This window comes from Streptomyces sp. TE5632, assembly GCF_054061295.1.
Genome location: NZ_JBSSEA010000003.1, coordinates 1,393,160 through 1,408,724, shown reverse-complemented (window position 1 = coordinate 1,408,724; position 15,565 = coordinate 1,393,160). Strand labels below are relative to the sequence as shown.

The following is a 15,565-nucleotide window of genomic DNA, read 5'->3' as shown; positions in this document are numbered from 1 at the left end:
CGCGGTCACCGCTGTTCGCGCGAGTCGGCGGCGGTGGCCGGGCCGGGCACCGAGGCGGCCGGGGTGTGATCGGTGTCCTCGGCGTTTTCAGCGCTCTCGGCGGTCCGGCCGTTGCGCCGGGGCCGGGCCAGCAGGGTCAGCGAGCCCAGCAGCCCGCCCGCGCTCGCCCCCACCAGTGCGGTCACCGCGGGCGACGCGGACGTCGGCTCGTTCGGCTTCACCGCACGCGAGAACTGCACGAGCCGGACCTGGGTGCTGCCTTTGGTGTGGTCCGCGTGCCGGGTCAGCGCGCGGGAGACCGCGTTGGCCATGTCGACGGCGAGGCCGGGGTGCGCCGAGGTGGCCGAGACGGCGACCATCGGCGCGTCCGGTGAGGTCGCCGTGCGCACGCTGTCCCGCAGGGTCCGCACCGGAACGCCCGCCCACACCTGGGCGTCCCCGAGCACCGCGAGCTGCGTGGCCACCCGTCCGTACGCCTGCGCGAAGCCGCGGGCGGACTCCGGGGTGGACTTCGCGGTCGGTACGGCGACGACGTAGCTGGTGGCGGTGTAGGTCGTGGGGGTGAGCATGCCGTACATGCCGCCGGTCAGGCCGCCGACGAGAGTGCCGCCGACCACGAGCACGGACCAGGTCGGCAGCCTCCTGAGACGGTCCAGGAACAGGCGGTGCCGACGGGCCGGAGTGTCGGTCATGACGTGCTGGCTCCGAGAGGTGAGAGGGATGAGGGGGAACGGGAGACGGCTGCCGCGTACACGTCCATGAGGCGGGCCGTGCTGCGGGTGATGCTGTAGCGCCGAGCGGCCTCGGGGGCCGTGCGAGGCCCGGGGCCCGCCGTGCGGACCTCGGCGATCGCGCGCGCGTACTCCTCGGGGCCGCCGAGCACCCGCCGGGCACCGGCGGCCGACGGCGCCGCGTCCTCGAGCGCCGGACAGGACGCGTAGAGCACGGGCAGGCCCGACGCCAGCGCCTCCACGACGGCCAGGCCGAACGCCTCCTCCGCGGACGGGGAGGCGAGCAGGTCCATCGCCGACATGAGCGAGGGCAGGTCGGGGCCCGGCGAGTCGTCCGGGCCGTAGGGGCGTTCGCCGGTGAACAGGACGCGGCCGGCCACACCGGCCTCGCCGGCCGTACGGCGCAGGAGGTGCTCCTCGGGGCCGCCGCCCACCAGCAGCAGCCAGTGGTCGTCCGGGAGCCGGGCGAGGGCGTGGACGAGGACGTCGAACCGCTTCCCCGGGGCGAGCCGGCCGACGCCGCCGACGACGAACGCGCCCTCCGGCAGACCGAGCCGCCGGCGGGTGTGCGCGCGCCGCTCCGGGTCGAAGCGGAAGCGGTCCAGGTCGATGCCGTTCGGGACGACCTCGATACGGGGAGCGGGTACGCCCCACCGCCGCAGCCGGTCGGCCACCGCCGGGGAGACGGCGACCGTCGCCGACCCGAGCCGCTCGCTGCCGAGGTACAGCGCGCGCACCCCCGCCGTCAGCCTGCGACCCTCCATCTGCGTGTCGCCCAGGGAGTGTTCGGTGGCGACGACCGCGCGGACCCCGGCCAGCCGCGCGGCGAGCCGGCCGTAGACGCAGGCCCGGTACAGGTGCGTGTGGACCAGGTCGTAGCCGCCCGCGCGGATCAGCCGGACCAGCCGGGGGAGCGCGCTCAGGTCACGGTTGCCGCCCATGCCGAGATGCACGACGCGGATCCCGTCGGCGGTGAGCCCCTCGGCGACGGCACCCGGGTTGGTGAGCGTCACGACGTCGCAGCCGACGGGCAGATGACGCAGCAGCAGACGCAGCTGCTGCTCGGCCCCGCCGACCCCGAGACCGGTGATGATGTGCAGAGCCCTCATCTCACAGACCCTCCACCGGACGCCGGCGCCACCGGTGCAGACGGTGCTTCAGGTGCAGGCGCCAGGCCGTGTCGTTCTGGCCGATGTGCACCCGCGGCAGGGCGTGCGGGCCGGTCAACGCGCCGGGGTCGATGGCGCAGGCGTAGGCGTATCCCGCTTTCCGCACCGCCTGGACGGCGCGGGCGTCGACCGTGCCGTACGGGTAGCAGAAGCCGTGGGGCCGGGTGCCCGTCAGCTCCGCCAGCCGCGCGCGGCTCTCGGTGACCTCGGCTTCGAGGGTGGGCTCGTCCGCCCGGGTGAGGTCGACGTGGGTCAGCCCGTGCGAGCCGATCTCCACCCCCTCGGCCGCCGCGTGCCGGATGCCGTCCGCGGTCAGCAGCGGCTTGCGCGGGCCGAGCGGGTCCCAGGCGTTGTCGCCGCCGAGCCGTCCGGGCAGCACGAACAGGGTGGCGCCGCAGTCCCAGCGGCGCAGCAGCGGAAGGGCCTCGGTGACGAAGTCGGTGTACCCGTCGTCGAAGGTGAGCCCGACCAGGCGCCGGCCCTCGCCCCGGGCGCGGGCGGCGAGCAGGTCGGCCACGGACACGCCGCGCAGCCCGCGCCGGCGCAGCCAGGCGAGCTGCCCCTCGAGCCGTTCGGGTGTGACCGTGATGCGGTACGGGTCGTCCGAGCAGTCACCCACCGAGTGGTACATCGCCACCCACGGGACGGGGCCCGGGGGAGCGGCGGGAAGCCTGCCGGTGCCGACGGAATCAGCAGAACCGGCAGAACCGGCGGAACCGGCGGAACCGGCGGAACCGGCCGAACCGGCCGAACCGACGGAGTCAACGGAAACGGTCATGAGTGAGCTTTCGGGTGATGGTGCGCACGGAGCGCACCGCGGATGCGGAGCCCTGGACGCCCAGGGCCAGGGAGAGGGCGACGAAGACGGCGGTCACGGTGAGACAGCCCGCCGCGAGGCCCGCCAGGGGGGAGTCGGCCCGACTCGTGGCGAACGCCCCGGCGACGGTGGCGCCGACCGAGGCGAGCACCGGCCGGCTCAACGCGGCCAGCACCTGACGGACACGGAGACGGACACCGCCGGCGCCGCCGCGCCGGGCCGTTCGCAGACCGGCCAGCAGCAGGGCGGCCGTGACGGTGATGCCGACGGCGTTGGCGGCGGCGATCCCCGCCACCCCCCAGGGGCGCACGGCGACGGCGCCGATCAACGACGTCGCGACGATGCCCACGCCCATCACCGCGAGGGGGTACCAGCTGGGCCGGCCCGCCGAGAAGTACGAGCGGATCAGTGTGCCCACCAGGGTCTGCCCCAGCAGCCCGAGGGCGTACACCCGCATGACGTCGGAGGTCGCCGCGGTGTCGCTCGCGGTGAACGCGCCGCGCTGGAAGAGCAGTTCGACCATCTGCGGGGCGCAGGCGATCACCGCGCACATGCCCAGCAGCACCACACAGGAGGACAACACCAGATCCCGCTCCACGCGGTCGCGGGCCCGTTCGGTGTCACCGTCGGCGAGCGCCCGCGCCACCACGGGGAAGGTGACCGTGCACACCATCAGCGACAGGGTCATCGGGATCTGGGCGACCTTCTGCGCGTAGTTCAGGTGCGAGATGGCCCCGGCCGGCAGGGAGGAGGCGAGGAAGCGTTCGACCAGGACCTGCGACTGGCGGCACAGGGCGAACAGGAGGACGGCGGCGATCAGGGCGAGCCGCACCGGCCGTTCCTCGCCGCCGCCCTGCGTCCCGCCGACCGTCGGCGCGCGCGACGCCAGTTGCCGCCACAGCGACGGCAGTTGCACCGCCACCATCAGACAGCCGCCCACCGCGACCCCGACCGCCGCGGCACGCACGCCCCACTCACCGCCGAGCAGGAACATCGCGGCGACGATGCCCGTGTTGTACGCGATGTAGATCGCCCCGGGCGCGAAGAACCGGCGGTGGGCCCGCAGGGCGGCGCTGCAGTACCCGGCGAGCCCGAAGGCCAGCAGGCTGATCGCGGTGAGCCGGGTGCAGTCGACGGCGAGCCGGGGGTCGGGCAGGCCGGGCGCCAGCACCTCGACCAGGAAGGGAGCCGTTCCGGCGACCAGCGCGGCGACCGCGGCGAAGGCGAGGCTCAGGCGCGGCAGGGTGGCGGCGACCAGCTCGCGGACCGGATCGCCCGCCACGCCCCGGGCGCGACGGGCCAACGCCATGCTGAACGCCGGGATCAGCGCGATCGCCAGCCCGTCCTCGATCAGCAGCGTGGCGGCCAGCTCGGGCACGGTCCACGCCACCAGGAAGGCGTCCGTGTCACTCCCGGCACCGAACAGCCGCGCCAGCGACTGGTCGCGCACCAGGCCGAGCAGGGAGCCGCCGATGGACAACGCCGCCGTGACGAGCGTGGCCCTGGCGAGGAACTTCCGGGAGGCCGAGGGCGAGGACGGGTCGGTGCCGTCTCCGGCCGGGGGCGCGGCACGCGCCGCGGGGACGGTCGTGGCCCGGTCGGTTCCGCGTCCGGGGGTCTGCGAAGGCACCACCGTCATCGCGCCGCGGCCTCCTCGAGGCGCTCTTGCGGGCCACCCCTCGGCACGAGGTGCCCCCGCCGGCCGTCACCCAGTGCCCACCATGCGGCGAGCCCCAGGGCCAGGGCGGTCAGCACCGTCGAGGGGCCGCCGATGTCTCCGTACACGAAGTCGGTCAGCAGCCAGACCAGCAGCCCGCAGGCGACGAGCCCGCAGTCCGGTCCCGGTCCGCGACGACGGACGCGCAGCAGCCCGCGCAGCCCGAGCACGAGCAGCGCCAGCCAGCTTCCGGCGAGGGCGAGCAGCCCGATCAGGCCCTGCTCGCTCAGCACCAGCAGGTACATGCTGTGCGGCGAGAGCAACGCCTGCTTGTGGTACTCCGATCCCGCGCCCGCGATGTCGCTGCCCGAGGACAGCGCCAGGGTCGCGTGCCCGTCGCGATGCTCGGGAAAGCCCTTCAGACCGACACCGGTCAGCGGGTGCTCGCGCCACATGTCGCCGGCGGACGCCCACAGGGCGTACCGGTCCACCACGGACTGGTCGGGGTCGTCGGCGACCTGCGTGATGCTGTCGATCCGCTCGGTCAGCTGCGTCGTGCCGACGCCGAACCCGCCCATCAGGACCACTCCCGCGGCGACCACGGCCGCGGCCGCCTTCAGCGCGCGCCGCAGACCGGCCAGCGCCAGCTGCACGGCGCACGTCAGGGCGGTCGCGATCCAGGCACCCCGGCTGAAGGAGAGCGCGAGCGGCAGCAGCAGCGCGAGTGCGCAGCCGGTGGCCGCCGCCCGCTGCCGTACCGGCGCCCGGCCCAGCGCGATCCCCACCGCGCACACCAGACCGAGGGCGACCGCCGCCGCCATGCCCATCACGTCCTGCGCCCCGAAGGTGCCGACCGCGCGGATCGGCTCGCCCTGGTAGGAGGCGCCGGTCCCGGTGGCGTACTGGTGCACGCCGATGGCCCCCTGCCACAGCGCGAGCCCCACGAACGACCAGGCCAGCACCCGGAAGTCGGCGCGGCCGCGGAGCAGTGTCAGCACGGCCGCCGGGACGAGCACGAAGACCTGCAGATAGCGGCCGAGGCCGGTGAGTGAGGCCTCGGGCGAGGACGCCCCCATGGCGGCCAGCGCGAGCCCCACGACCGGCAGGCCCAGCACCACCGCCGCGGCGGGCGACAGCGGGCGCCGCCGTTCGCGCAGCAGACGGATCACGCAGTACACCACCAGCAGCCCCGAGACCACGTCGGCGGGCCCCGCCCCGTCGTACGTCAGGGGCAGGGCCAGCAGTGCGAACACCGCCACCAGGGGCAGGACCGGCGCGAACGCGGCGACCCGGCGCGGCAGGGGCGCGAGAGCAAGGCTCACGTCGGTCAGCTCCCCGTCGGGCGTACCAGCGACGCCGCGGTGCGCAGCAGGATGCAGACGTCCTGCCACAGCGACCAGTCGTCGATGTAGGCGTTGTCGAACCGGGAGCGGTCCTCGATCGAGGTGTCGCCGCGCAGCCCGTGGACCTGGGCGAGGCCGGTGATCCCGGTCCGCATGCGGTGGCGGACCGCGTAGCCCTGGTAGGTGTGCGAGAACTGCGCGACGAAGTAGGGGCGTTCGGGACGCGGTCCGACCAGGCTCATGTCGCCCCGGAGCACGTTCCACAGCTGGAGCAGCTCGTCGAGCGAGGTGCGCCGCAGCATCCGGCAGAACCGGCGCATCTCGTTCTCGTCGGCCACGCTCCACCGGGTCGCGGACTCGTGCTCGTCGGCGGGGCGGTAGGTGCGGAACTTCAGCAGGGTGAACGGCTTTCCGTTCCGGCCGATGCGCTCCTGCCGGAACACCACGCCCGGCCCGTCGCTGATCCGCAGTACCGCCGCACACGCCAGCAGCAACGGGCCGACCAGCACCAGCAGTGCCCCCGACACGAGGATGTCGAGCAGCCGTTTGCCCACGTCGTCGCGGCGCACCGGGGACAGGTCCAACCGTCGGCAGGCGAACCCGGCCAGCCGCTGCCGCGCCGTGTACGAGGGGGAGTCGGCGTCGAGCTCCCAGATCACACAGCCCGACTCGGCCAGGGTGCGCAGCAGCGGCCCCTGCTCGGCGCGGACCGAGGGGTGGACGACCAGCACGGCCCGCACCCCGTTCTGGATGACCGCACGCTCGACCTCCTCACCGGTCCGCAGCACCGGTACGCCCTCGGCGTCGTCCGGCTGCTCGGCGACGACCCCCACCGGCCGCACACCGCACCGGGGGTGGCGCAGCACGGAGGCGGCCACGCGCTGCGCGGTCGCCGCCGGGCCGATGACGAGCGCGGCGCGCGGGTGGCGCAGCAGTGCGGCGCGGCGCCGTCCGTGCACGGCCGCGCGCAGCGCACAGGCCGCCGCCGTCTGCACGGCGAGTCCGGTCAGCACGGTGCCGAGGGACAGCGCGTGCTCCGGCCGGTACGCCGCCCACAGCGCGGCGAGCGCCAGCCAGGCCACGGCGATACGGCCGCACACGGTGGGCAGTTCGTCCAGCAGCCCCGGCACCGGCGGCCGGCCGTCACGCGGGCGCAGCAGCAGCGACGCGGCGACCAGCAGGAGGACCAGCGACGGGTGGCGCTGGGCGCCGGTGAGGGCCAGCGCGCCCAACAGGGCGGCGGCACCGTCCGCGAGGAACAACGGGACCGGTGAGGCGGGCCGCGCCGGAGGCCGCATGGCGGGGGATCGCAAACCGGTTGCGGGGCCGCGCGGTGGCACGACGGAGACGGTTGAGGATCCGTGCTCCCGCGGCGGTACGCCGGGGGAGGGGACGGTACGTTCGGCAGTCACGAGCGGATGGACTCCCTGCTGTGCTTGGTGGGCTCGACGCGCTGTGTCGTCCGGTTCGCCCCGGCGCCGCAGCCCGCGTCGAGCGGCTGCCCGGTCTCGGCGTCATGGGCCTCGCCACGCTCGACGGCCCCGGACGGACGCGTCCTTTTCCTGACGGGCCACGCGCCGAGCAGGTCGCGGTAGACGTCCGCGACCTGCTCGGCGGTGTGCCGTACGTCGTGACGGGTCAGCACGTGCCGACGGCCCCGGTCGCCGAGGGACTCGCGCAGCGGCGGGTCGAGCAGCAGCTCGGACAGGGCTTCGGCCAGCGCCGCCGGGTTCTCCGGCGGGACCAGGCACCGGGCGGCGAAGGAGGACGGCAGGCTCTCGCGGGCGCCGTCGACGTCGGTGACCACCACGGGGCGCCCGCAGGCCATCGCCTCCAGCGGGGCCAGGGCCATGCCCTCCCAGCGGGACGGCAGGACGACGAGATCGGCGGCCTGGTACCAGGGCGAGGCGTCGGGCACGGCTCCCGCGAACAGCACGGACGGCGGGGCGGCTTCGCGCAGCCGGTCGCGGTCCGGGCCGTCGCCGACCAGGACCAGCCGGGCGTCCGGCACCCTGCGCACGACGGCGTCCCAGGCCCGCAGCAGGACGTCCTGCCCCTTCTGCCGGCACAGCCGCCCCACGCAGACCGCGAGCGGCGCCGCCGGGTGCAGTCCGACGAGCGGTGCGAGCCCGGCCCGTACGGTGTCGGCGCCGGCCGGGTGGAAGTGCTCGGGATCGATGCCGTTGGGGACGACGGTCCACCGGCCGGCGATCCCGGCGTGCACCCCGGTCGCCCGTTCCGCCTCGCTCACACACACCATCCGCGCGGCCCAGCGCGCCCCCCAGCGCTCCCACCTGAGGGCGAGGGCACCGGTCCGTCCGCCCACCGCCTCGAACGACCAGGCGTGCGGCTGGAAGACCGTCGGAATCCGCCCGCGCACCGCGAGCCGCCCGGCGAGCCCGGCCTTCGCGCTGTGCGCGTGCACCAGATCGGGGCGCACCTCGTCGATGAGCCGCGCGAGGTGCCGTACCTCCCGCACGAGCGACGGACCCGGCGAGCGCGTCGCCCGCCAGTTCCGTACCTGCGCGCCGAGCCCCCGCAGTTGGGTGGTGAGGGCGCTGTCGGGGCAGACCGCGGTGACGTCCAGGCCGTCCGCCAGCTGGGTGCGGACCAGGTCCGTCACGACGCGCGCGACCCCGCCCTCCACCGGCTGGGTGAGGTGCAGCACCCGTGGCCGACGGCCGGAGGGCGACAGCTCCCTGTGCACGGTTTCCTCACGGGCGAAGGCACTCGGGACGGCGGAGGGCGCGTTCACGGCCGGGCGTCGGCGGCGAGGAAGAACACGCCGGCCCACGCCGCGTTCCGCTCGGACCCGAGCCGGAGGGTCGCCCGGTCACCGGCGTGCAGCAGGCCCCTGCCGAGAGTGAACACGTCGGAGTCGTAGCCGAGAGTGTTGGCGTGCGCCGGCACCCGTGTCGGGGCAGCCCGCCCGGGCCCGCTGATGGTGGAGTTCAGGACGTCGTCGGCGGGGTTGGCGGCGTCGGTGAGGACGGCGGTGGAAGCAGGCGTGCCGGTGGTCAGGGTGAGCGAGTCGCCGGTGGTGCCGCGGTCGCCGTTGTACGCCACCATCCCCACCTCGCCCTCCGCGCCCGCGGGCAGGTCCAGGCCGCTCAGCCCGATCTCCGCCCCGGCGGTGGACGCCAGCGGTGTGAAGCCGTCCCAGAGCGAGAGGTGCCGCAGCGGCTCCGCCGGATTCTCGTACGCCACCACCAGCGTCCAGCCGCCCCACCCGCCGGCCGTCGACCGGCCGGAGGCCACGTTGACATCCGCCACGGTGTACAGACCCGGCCCGCTGTCCCGCACCAGCGAGGTCACGTCCGCCGAGGCCTGGAAGGCGTCCGCGCCGTCCGCCACCCGGTGTCCGACGACCGTGTCGGCGAGGAGCTCCTTGTACTCCCCGCCGGGTTCGGCGATCAGGACCCGTCCGTTGGCCTCCGGCGGCTTCTGCTCGCCCACGAGCAGGTTGCCGCCCCAGTAGAGGCGTGCGTAGGTCACCCGGGAACCCGAGGGCAGCCGGACCTCCGCGCGGGAGGAGTTGTAGGTGTTCGGGTCGCGGTCGACGTCGACGTAGAACATGTCGAAGTCGCCGTTCACCCCGCGCCCGCCCGCCTGCACGTCCGCGCACGCCGGGTGGCTCGCGCGGCAGGTGGCCGAGGAGTTGGCCGCACGCACGATGCCGCCGTGCTGGAGTGCGCGGTACCGCTGCTCGAACGCGAGACTGCTCGCCTCCGGCGCGGGCGGCGCGGCCGGCGCGGCGGCTGAGGATCCGTAGGGGATCCACGTCGTGACCAGGGTGAGGACGCCCACCGTTGCATGACGAAGCAACTGGCCCAGGGAATGACGCATGACCGGCGAAGCCTTTCGGAAAGGTGGCGGTGACAGGCAGCGCGAAGAGCGCGGTGCGTCCGCCCGAGGGGTACGTCCGGAGGGTCGCAACTCTAGCCATCGGTCAGACAAATTTGCCGAAACTCGGTGAATACAGACAAGTGTGTTGGAATCGTGAAGCCAGTGTTCCTGGGGCAACGCTCCGCGGCCCGGGGTTCGGACGGCCCGGCCTGCTGCCTCATCAGGCAGGACGGGGCAACGGAGTGAGAGGGAGCACCGAAGGGCCCATGCCCGGTTGCGGGAAGCCGGGGGCGCTCTCACGGTGGGCTCAAGATCCGAGGTCCGTGGAAAGGAACTCCCATGCGCGCTCTGCCTGCACGGCGCATCGCATTCGGCGCAATGTGCGCCGTTCTCCTGGTCGCGATCACCGGCCCCGCCGCCCTGGCCGCCGACTCGGCTCGTGAGCGCGGCCAGGTGGCGCCGCCCGGCGCGCCGCTCGTGCAGGTCAGGAACCTCGACGTGAGCGGGGGCGAACTCGCCCCGGTCGCCGACCTGCTGACCGCCGTGACCCGGGCGGGCGACGGCCGACTGCCCGCAGCCGAGGCGAGGACGCTGGGCGAGGCCGCGAAGGAAGCGCTGAAGAAGGCCGAAGCGAGGCAGCAGGCCGCCAGAGCCGTGCCGTTCGCCTCGGCCCCCGCGCCGGGCGTACTGCTGCCCACGGCCGAGACCGACCCCATGAGCGATGCGCTGGACGCCCTGTGGGATGCCGTCGACCGCCTCCTGGACCTGCTCCTCCCCGGTGACGACACGAGTGACGCGACGGATGACGCGACGGATGAGGAAGCCACCGATGAGATCGCCGATGAGATCGCCGAGACCACCGACGAGATCACCGATGAGATCGACGAGATCTTGGCCGGGGCCGGGGCCGGGGCCGGGGTCGAAGCCGGGACCGGTGACGAAGCCGACCCGGCGCTTTCCTTGCTCGACGACCTGCTGACCGAGGTGGAGAAGCTCCTTGACGAGCTGCCCGGCGGCCACCTGCAGGTGTCGGTCGTGACCACGCAGACGACGCCGTCCACCACGACGTCCTCCAGCGTGACGTCGTCGAGCATCACGCTGTTGACGCCCTCGCCTTCGGTTCCGGCCACCGCATCGCCTGTGGTCACACTGCCCGCGACCACTTCGCCGGCGCCGACGGTGGTGCTGTCGGCTGATTGATCTCATATGAGGACTCGTCAATCCGTGGTTCCCCGGTTTCCGGTCCGGCCAGGGATCGTTAGGCACGGCGACAGAAACCCTCCGGCGACCCGCGTTGCCGAAGAAAGGAACACGATGAAGTCCCTGAAGGCTGCCGCCGTCCTTGCCGGGTCCTTGATCGCCGCCGCCATGGCCGCGCCTGCGTCCGCCCAGGAACTCGACCTGGCGTCCACCGGCCTCGACACCGGCCTGAACACGCGCACCGCGGTCCCCTTCGAACTGATGCCGCTGCACGACGGGGCGGAGGGCGCGGAGCAGGACACCTCGGTGTTCGGCACGGCGCACGAGGCCGCGGCCGTGGTGAACGAGGCCAAGCCGGTGCACGGCGACCTGGGGCTCCACGCCTGAGGCATGCCATACGAGAGTCGGCCCCCGGTGGAAACCGGGGGCCGACTCTCGTATGCCCGCCCTCCCCGTGTACGCGCGGGGGACTCGGGTTCTCGACGTTCATGCCGAGAGCCCCGGCGCTCGGGGGCGCCGGGGCTCTCGGGTCACGACGACGGATGTCAGTAGCCGTATCCCTTGTGCTGCTTCTTGTGGCTGTCGTTCACGCAGGTGTTGCCGACGGCCGAGTTGAGGACGCCGATCCCGTCGACGGTGTTTCCGCACACGTTGACCGGTACGTGGATCGGGGCCTGGACCACATTGCCGGACAGGACACCGGGCGAGCCGATCGCCGCGCCCTGGGCGCCGGCGTCCGCCGTGGCGATACCGGCCCCGCCGAGCATCACGGCGCCCGTGCTGAGAGCGACGGTGGCCGCCTTCGCGATGCGAGACATCACGTTCTCCTTAACTGATCTGGTAAGCGCGGCAGCATGACGCGCGGCCGCACGCCCCGCTCAACGCGGCGATCCCACCCTGGTCACGGCGATCGTCCTGGGATCACCCGTTAGAAAAGGGACTTCGCCGGACGAGTAGTGTTTTTCAGTCGCGGAAGCCGACTTTCAGGCGCCTCGGGCGTGCTCGGGCGGGGGGTGGCCGACGCCCGGTTCGGCTGTCCGAGGTGTGCGGCGACGCCGCATCCGACATCTTCACGAGAAACTTACTCATTTCGGCGTTTTGGCTACGCAAAGCCGCAAAACCTCGCCTACGTTAACCGCTGACAGTGACCGACCCGACACGGGTCGTGTCCACTCGAGAAACGGAGAGGTAATGCGCAAGTACCAGAAGGCTGCTGTCGTCATGGCCATGCTCGGCAGCGTCGGCTTCCTCGGCGCCGGTGTCAGCCACGCCGGTGACGGCCCCGAGTTCGAGCTGAACAACAAGCAGGCCACCACCTGCGCCCAGGACAACTCGACCAAGGGCCTCGTCAACGTCGAGGACGTCAACGTGGGTGTCAGTGCGCTGCTGGGTCTCAACAAGCAGGAGGCCAACGACGCCAACTCCGTGGCCTGCGCCACCAGCTTCAAGCTCGGCGGCAAGCGCTGATCACTGTCAAGTGATCTGGGTGGGTCCCGGGGCTCGAAGTCACGTGTTCGAGCCCCGGGCCTGCCCGGCCGATGTGGCCGGTGCGGCCGGTCCAGTCGTTCGGAACGGCTTCGCCGCTCAGCGGCGGCGGGTCGACCGTCAAGGAAACAGGTAGATGTTCAAGTCGAAGAAGATCGCAGCGGTGGCGGGAGTCCTGGGGGGCTTCGCCCTGATCGGCGCCGGTGCCGTCCAGGCCGTCGGGGCCGAGGGTCCGGGCGACTGCGTCAAGGACAGCAAGGGCACCGTTCGCTGCGAGCAGGTGAGGCAGTATCAGCTCCCGCCCGACCGGAGCGGAAAGGTCCGCTTCGCCAACGAGTCGACGATGTCCTGCTCCGGCTCGGCGGCCCGGCTCTCCTGTGTGAACAGCGCCGACGGGTGACGGGGAGTCCTGACGCCTTCGCCGGCGATGCGCGGTGAGCACCCTTTCAGAAAAAAGCGCGATTCGGCGTTTCGCCTAACAACTGCCGCAAAACGTCGCCTAGATTTGCGACTGTCAGTGACGCGGTCAATGCGGACCGTGTCCAGATGAATGGAGAAGTAATGCGCAAGTACCAGAAGGCTGCTGTCGTCATGGCCATGCTCGGCAGCGTCGGCTTCCTCGGCGCCGGTGTCAGCCACGCCGGTGACGAGCCGCAGGTGCAGCTGAACAACAAGCAGAGCACGACCTGCGCTCAGGACAACTCCACCGAGGGGCTCATCAACATCCAGGACGTCAACGTCGGAATCGCCATCCTGGGTCTCAACAAGCAGGAGGCCAACGACGTCAACTCCGTGGCCTGCGGCACGAGCTTCAGCATCGGCGGCGAGTGATCACTGCTAGGTGATCCGGGCAGGTCCCGGGGCTCGAACCAGGTGGTCGAGCCCCGGGCCTGCCACGTTCGTTGACCGGTGTGGCCGGTCCAGGCATCAGGAACGACTCCGTCCTTCGGTCACGGGGTCGACCGTCAAGGAAACAGGTAGATGTTCAAGTCGAAGAAGATCGCAGCGGTGGCGGGAGTCCTGGGGGGCTTCGCCCTGATCGGCGCCGGTGCCGTCCAGGCCGTCGGGGCCGAGGGTCCGGGCGACTGCGTCAAGGACAGCAAGGGCACCGTTCGCTGCGCGCAGGCGACCAAGCACGAGGTCACGTCGGAGGAGTACGGAAAGATTCGCTTCGTCAACGACTCGAGGCAGACCTGCTCCGGTGGGCCCGAGGTCTCCTGCACGAGTAGCGTCACCCTCCCGGGCTAGACGTCCTGACGTCCGTACCGTGGAGACGCTCGCACAGCGGAGAGTGGCCGGAACCCGATACCGGGTCCCGGCCACTCTCCGTATGTCCGTCATCGGCTCGGCGTCACACCGGCGAGTTCGGCGCCCGGTGACTCCACGGCGGTGCAGTACGGCAGATCGTCGATGGAAAGGTCGGTGCAGAACCGGCCGATCAGCTCCGACGACTCCTCCCTGCGCTCGACGGTGACCAGGTGGTCCGCCTCCCTGACGGTCGTGAACCGCGCCGCGGGCATCGTCGCGGCGAGCTCGCGGCCCATCTCGGGGGTGCACAGGGTGTCGTACTCCCCCGTGAACACCAGGGTCGGCACGTCAGGGGCGGGCAGGGGCGCGTAGCAGCCGTGCGTCATCAATCTCGTGTTGTGCTCGAGCGCCTTCTTGATCTCGTCCGGCGTCTGGTTCATGAACTGCCGCTGGAGGAGGCGTGTCACGGCCGCGTGCCTGCGGACCTTGCCGGCGCCCGGGTTCGACATGAACAGCCGCACCAGTCCGCCGACGGCCGCATCGGTGTCGCCCCGTTCGAAGGCCTGCGACAGGCGCGGTACGACGTCGGTGTAGATCTCGGGGAGACGCTTCGCCGCGCCGCAGAAGACGATGCGGCGGACGAACTCGGGATGCAGCTGCGCGAAGCGGAGGCCGACCACTTCGCCGAAGCAGCCGCCGAAGAGATTCACTTGCGGCATCCCGGTTTCCACCAGCATGTGCTTGACCGCGGCGGCGAGGAAGTCGATGCCGTACCGGGAGGGCAGGAAGTCCGCGCTGCCGTATCCCGGAAGGTCCACGGTGATCACCGTGCAGAGCGGAGCCAGCCACTTCTCGTGTGCCTGCCAGGAGTACCGGTCCTGGGACGAGCCGCCGAGCAGCAGCAACGGTGCCGTTAGTGGAGCGCTCTGATGGACGATCCGGCACCCGTACGCGAAACCCTCGAAGCTGAGGCTCCGCTCCTCCACCTGCCCCGACGGCTTCGACGGCTCCGACGGTGGAGGAGTGGACCCGTGGCGCTGTGCGGTCAGTGGGATCTGGGCGGTGGTGAGGGCGGTGCGCATGGACGGCTCCGGTACAGAGGAATGTGGACGAACCAGTCCATGATTACCAACAATCATGCCTTTTCTTCGCAATCACTCACTTCTGGGCGATCCCGGCGAAGTGGCATGTTCGTCCCGAACGGTGCCGAGAGGCTCCCCCGGCTGCCCGGTCAGGTGGACGTGACGGGGTGGTGGCGCACGTTCACCGCGGCCGAGGGGTCGTCGCCGTTCAGCAGTGCGAGCCGGACGGGAGCGCCGCCGGGGCGGTCGAGCAGCCGGATCCCGTCGCCCGGCGGCACCGGTGCGACATGCGGGTCCACCTCGTCGACCAGCCCGCGTTCCAGTAGTTGCCGGCCGGTGGAGGGCGAGGAGACCCAGAGGTTCTTGCCGTCCGCGGCCTCCGGCCCGATCCGGACCGCCTCGGTGGCGTCGCGGTCCAGGAGCGTCACACCCCCGGCGGGCCGCCCGTCCTGCGGGTGTGATGGGTGAGCGCGGACACCGGTCCCCGCCACGCACCCCCGTGGAGCGCCCCGGTGTCGGGGTGGGAGCCCCGGCCGTCCCGGCCTCCCGGAACGGCGCCGGTGGTCTTCGCGTACTCCTCGACGACCCCGGGGCGGGACGAGAACCCGGTCATCCGGTCCCCCGTGTGCCCCGGCCCCGCCAGGAACCCGTCCAGCGACATGGTGAAGTGCAGGAGCACCTTGCCCCGGGCCGTCTGCCGTGGGTCCGGAAAGTCATCGTGGACGGTCAAGGCGCTCGGGCCGGTGGCGACACGCGTCACGTCAGAACGAGAAAAGACCAGCGTTTCCGCTGGTCAGAGGTGGTGAGCGCCCCCGGCAGGACTCGAACCTGCGGCCAAGCGCTTAGAAGGCGCCTGCTCTATCCACTGAGCTACGGGGGCCCGGGTGTGGTGGCCACTGTCGTGGTGCCCGGGTGTGGCCGGTTCCTGACGTTGCCGGGGACAAGGATAGGGCTCCCGCGCCCTTGCCCCTGTCGCTTCGCCTCCGT

The 15,565-nt window shown here is 72.4% G+C and carries 18 protein-coding genes and 1 tRNA gene; 6 read left to right on the top strand and 13 right to left on the bottom strand.

What is annotated here, in order from left to right; genetic code table 11:
- Positions 1-5: 5 nt before the first annotated feature.
- The 8 genes from ACVW19_RS11510 to ACVW19_RS11475 all read right to left on the bottom strand — a co-directional run bounded on the left by ACVW19_RS11510 (position 6) and on the right by ACVW19_RS11475 (position 9,563).
- Positions 6-692 carry a lipopolysaccharide biosynthesis protein gene (locus ACVW19_RS11510; protein WP_457458976.1) on the bottom strand — a complete coding sequence of 229 codons (687 nt, stop codon included), beginning with the start codon at positions 690-692 and terminating at the stop codon, positions 6-8.
- The gene (locus tag ACVW19_RS11505) at positions 689-1,840 is read right to left on the bottom strand and encodes a glycosyltransferase (RefSeq protein ID WP_457458974.1); all 1,152 of its coding nucleotides are present in this window, start codon (positions 1,838-1,840) and stop codon (positions 689-691) included. The genes ACVW19_RS11510 and ACVW19_RS11505 overlap by 4 nt, the downstream gene beginning before the upstream one ends.
- Position 1,841: 1 nt before the next feature.
- Positions 1,842-2,531 carry a polysaccharide deacetylase family protein gene (locus ACVW19_RS11500; protein WP_457464558.1) on the bottom strand — a complete coding sequence of 230 codons (690 nt, stop codon included), beginning with the start codon at positions 2,529-2,531 and terminating at the stop codon, positions 1,842-1,844.
- A gap of 130 nt (positions 2,532-2,661) precedes the next feature.
- Positions 2,662-4,356 carry a murein biosynthesis integral membrane protein MurJ gene (murJ, locus tag ACVW19_RS11495; protein WP_457458972.1) on the bottom strand — a complete coding sequence of 565 codons (1,695 nt, stop codon included), beginning with the start codon at positions 4,354-4,356 and terminating at the stop codon, positions 2,662-2,664.
- Entirely contained in the window at positions 4,353-5,696 is a 1,344-nt protein-coding gene (locus ACVW19_RS11490) for an O-antigen ligase family protein (RefSeq protein WP_457458970.1), read from the bottom strand. The genes murJ and ACVW19_RS11490 overlap by 4 nt, the downstream gene beginning before the upstream one ends.
- Before the next feature lie 5 nt (positions 5,697-5,701).
- Complete coding sequence (locus ACVW19_RS11485) at positions 5,702-7,129, bottom strand: exopolysaccharide biosynthesis polyprenyl glycosylphosphotransferase (protein WP_457458968.1); 1,428 nt, start codon at positions 7,127-7,129, stop codon at positions 5,702-5,704.
- A complete protein-coding gene (locus tag ACVW19_RS11480; protein WP_457464557.1) occupies positions 7,126-8,424 on the bottom strand; it encodes a glycosyltransferase family 4 protein in 1,299 nt (432 codons plus the stop codon). The genes ACVW19_RS11485 and ACVW19_RS11480 overlap by 4 nt, the downstream gene beginning before the upstream one ends.
- Before the next feature lie 44 nt (positions 8,425-8,468).
- On the bottom strand, positions 8,469-9,563 hold the full coding sequence (locus tag ACVW19_RS11475; RefSeq protein WP_457458966.1) for a DUF3344 domain-containing protein: 1,095 nt from the start codon (positions 9,561-9,563) through the stop codon (positions 8,469-8,471).
- A gap of 339 nt (positions 9,564-9,902) precedes the next feature.
- On the opposite strand from ACVW19_RS11475, the gene ACVW19_RS11470 reads away from it, so the two are divergent.
- Both ACVW19_RS11470 and ACVW19_RS11465 read left to right on the top strand, forming a co-directional pair.
- Positions 9,903-10,763: a hypothetical protein gene (locus ACVW19_RS11470; RefSeq protein ID WP_457458964.1), complete on the top strand. Its 861-nt coding sequence runs from the start codon at positions 9,903-9,905 to the stop codon at positions 10,761-10,763.
- 114 nt (positions 10,764-10,877) lie between these two features.
- Positions 10,878-11,150, top strand: coding sequence for a hypothetical protein (locus ACVW19_RS11465; protein WP_457458962.1), 273 nt, complete (start codon positions 10,878-10,880; stop codon positions 11,148-11,150).
- Between the two features lie 158 nt (positions 11,151-11,308).
- Here ACVW19_RS11465 and ACVW19_RS11460 read toward each other — a convergent pair whose 3' ends face one another.
- On the bottom strand, positions 11,309-11,581 hold the full coding sequence (locus ACVW19_RS11460) for a chaplin (RefSeq protein WP_457458960.1): 273 nt from the start codon (positions 11,579-11,581) through the stop codon (positions 11,309-11,311).
- A 373-nt stretch (positions 11,582-11,954) separates the two neighbouring features.
- On the opposite strand from ACVW19_RS11460, the gene ACVW19_RS11455 reads away from it, so the two are divergent.
- The 4 genes from ACVW19_RS11455 (at position 11,955) to ACVW19_RS11440 (ending at position 13,496) form a co-directional block, all read left to right on the top strand.
- A complete protein-coding gene (locus ACVW19_RS11455; RefSeq protein ID WP_457458958.1) occupies positions 11,955-12,230 on the top strand; it encodes a hypothetical protein in 276 nt (91 codons plus the stop codon).
- Between the two features lie 154 nt (positions 12,231-12,384).
- On the top strand, positions 12,385-12,648 hold the full coding sequence (locus tag ACVW19_RS11450; RefSeq protein ID WP_457458956.1) for a hypothetical protein: 264 nt from the start codon (positions 12,385-12,387) through the stop codon (positions 12,646-12,648).
- A 161-nt stretch (positions 12,649-12,809) separates the two neighbouring features.
- Positions 12,810-13,079 (top strand): hypothetical protein, encoded by a 270-nt coding sequence (locus tag ACVW19_RS11445; protein ID WP_457464555.1) that lies wholly within the window; start codon positions 12,810-12,812, stop codon positions 13,077-13,079.
- Positions 13,080-13,229: 150 nt separating this feature from the next.
- On the top strand, positions 13,230-13,496 hold the full coding sequence (locus tag ACVW19_RS11440) for a hypothetical protein (RefSeq protein WP_457458954.1): 267 nt from the start codon (positions 13,230-13,232) through the stop codon (positions 13,494-13,496).
- A gap of 89 nt (positions 13,497-13,585) precedes the next feature.
- Here ACVW19_RS11440 and ACVW19_RS11435 read toward each other — a convergent pair whose 3' ends face one another.
- The 4 genes from ACVW19_RS11435 to ACVW19_RS11420 form a co-directional block, all read right to left on the bottom strand.
- A complete protein-coding gene (locus ACVW19_RS11435; RefSeq protein ID WP_457458952.1) occupies positions 13,586-14,578 on the bottom strand; it encodes an alpha/beta fold hydrolase in 993 nt (330 codons plus the stop codon).
- Positions 14,579-14,727: 149 nt separating this feature from the next.
- A complete protein-coding gene (locus ACVW19_RS11430; RefSeq protein WP_457458950.1) occupies positions 14,728-15,006 on the bottom strand; it encodes a dihydrofolate reductase family protein in 279 nt (92 codons plus the stop codon).
- On the bottom strand, positions 15,003-15,338 hold the full coding sequence (locus tag ACVW19_RS11425) for a hypothetical protein (RefSeq protein ID WP_457458948.1): 336 nt from the start codon (positions 15,336-15,338) through the stop codon (positions 15,003-15,005). The genes ACVW19_RS11430 and ACVW19_RS11425 overlap by 4 nt, the downstream gene beginning before the upstream one ends.
- A 47-nt stretch (positions 15,339-15,385) precedes the next feature.
- Positions 15,386-15,458, bottom strand: a tRNA-Arg gene (locus ACVW19_RS11420).
- Positions 15,459-15,565 lie beyond the last annotated feature (107 nt).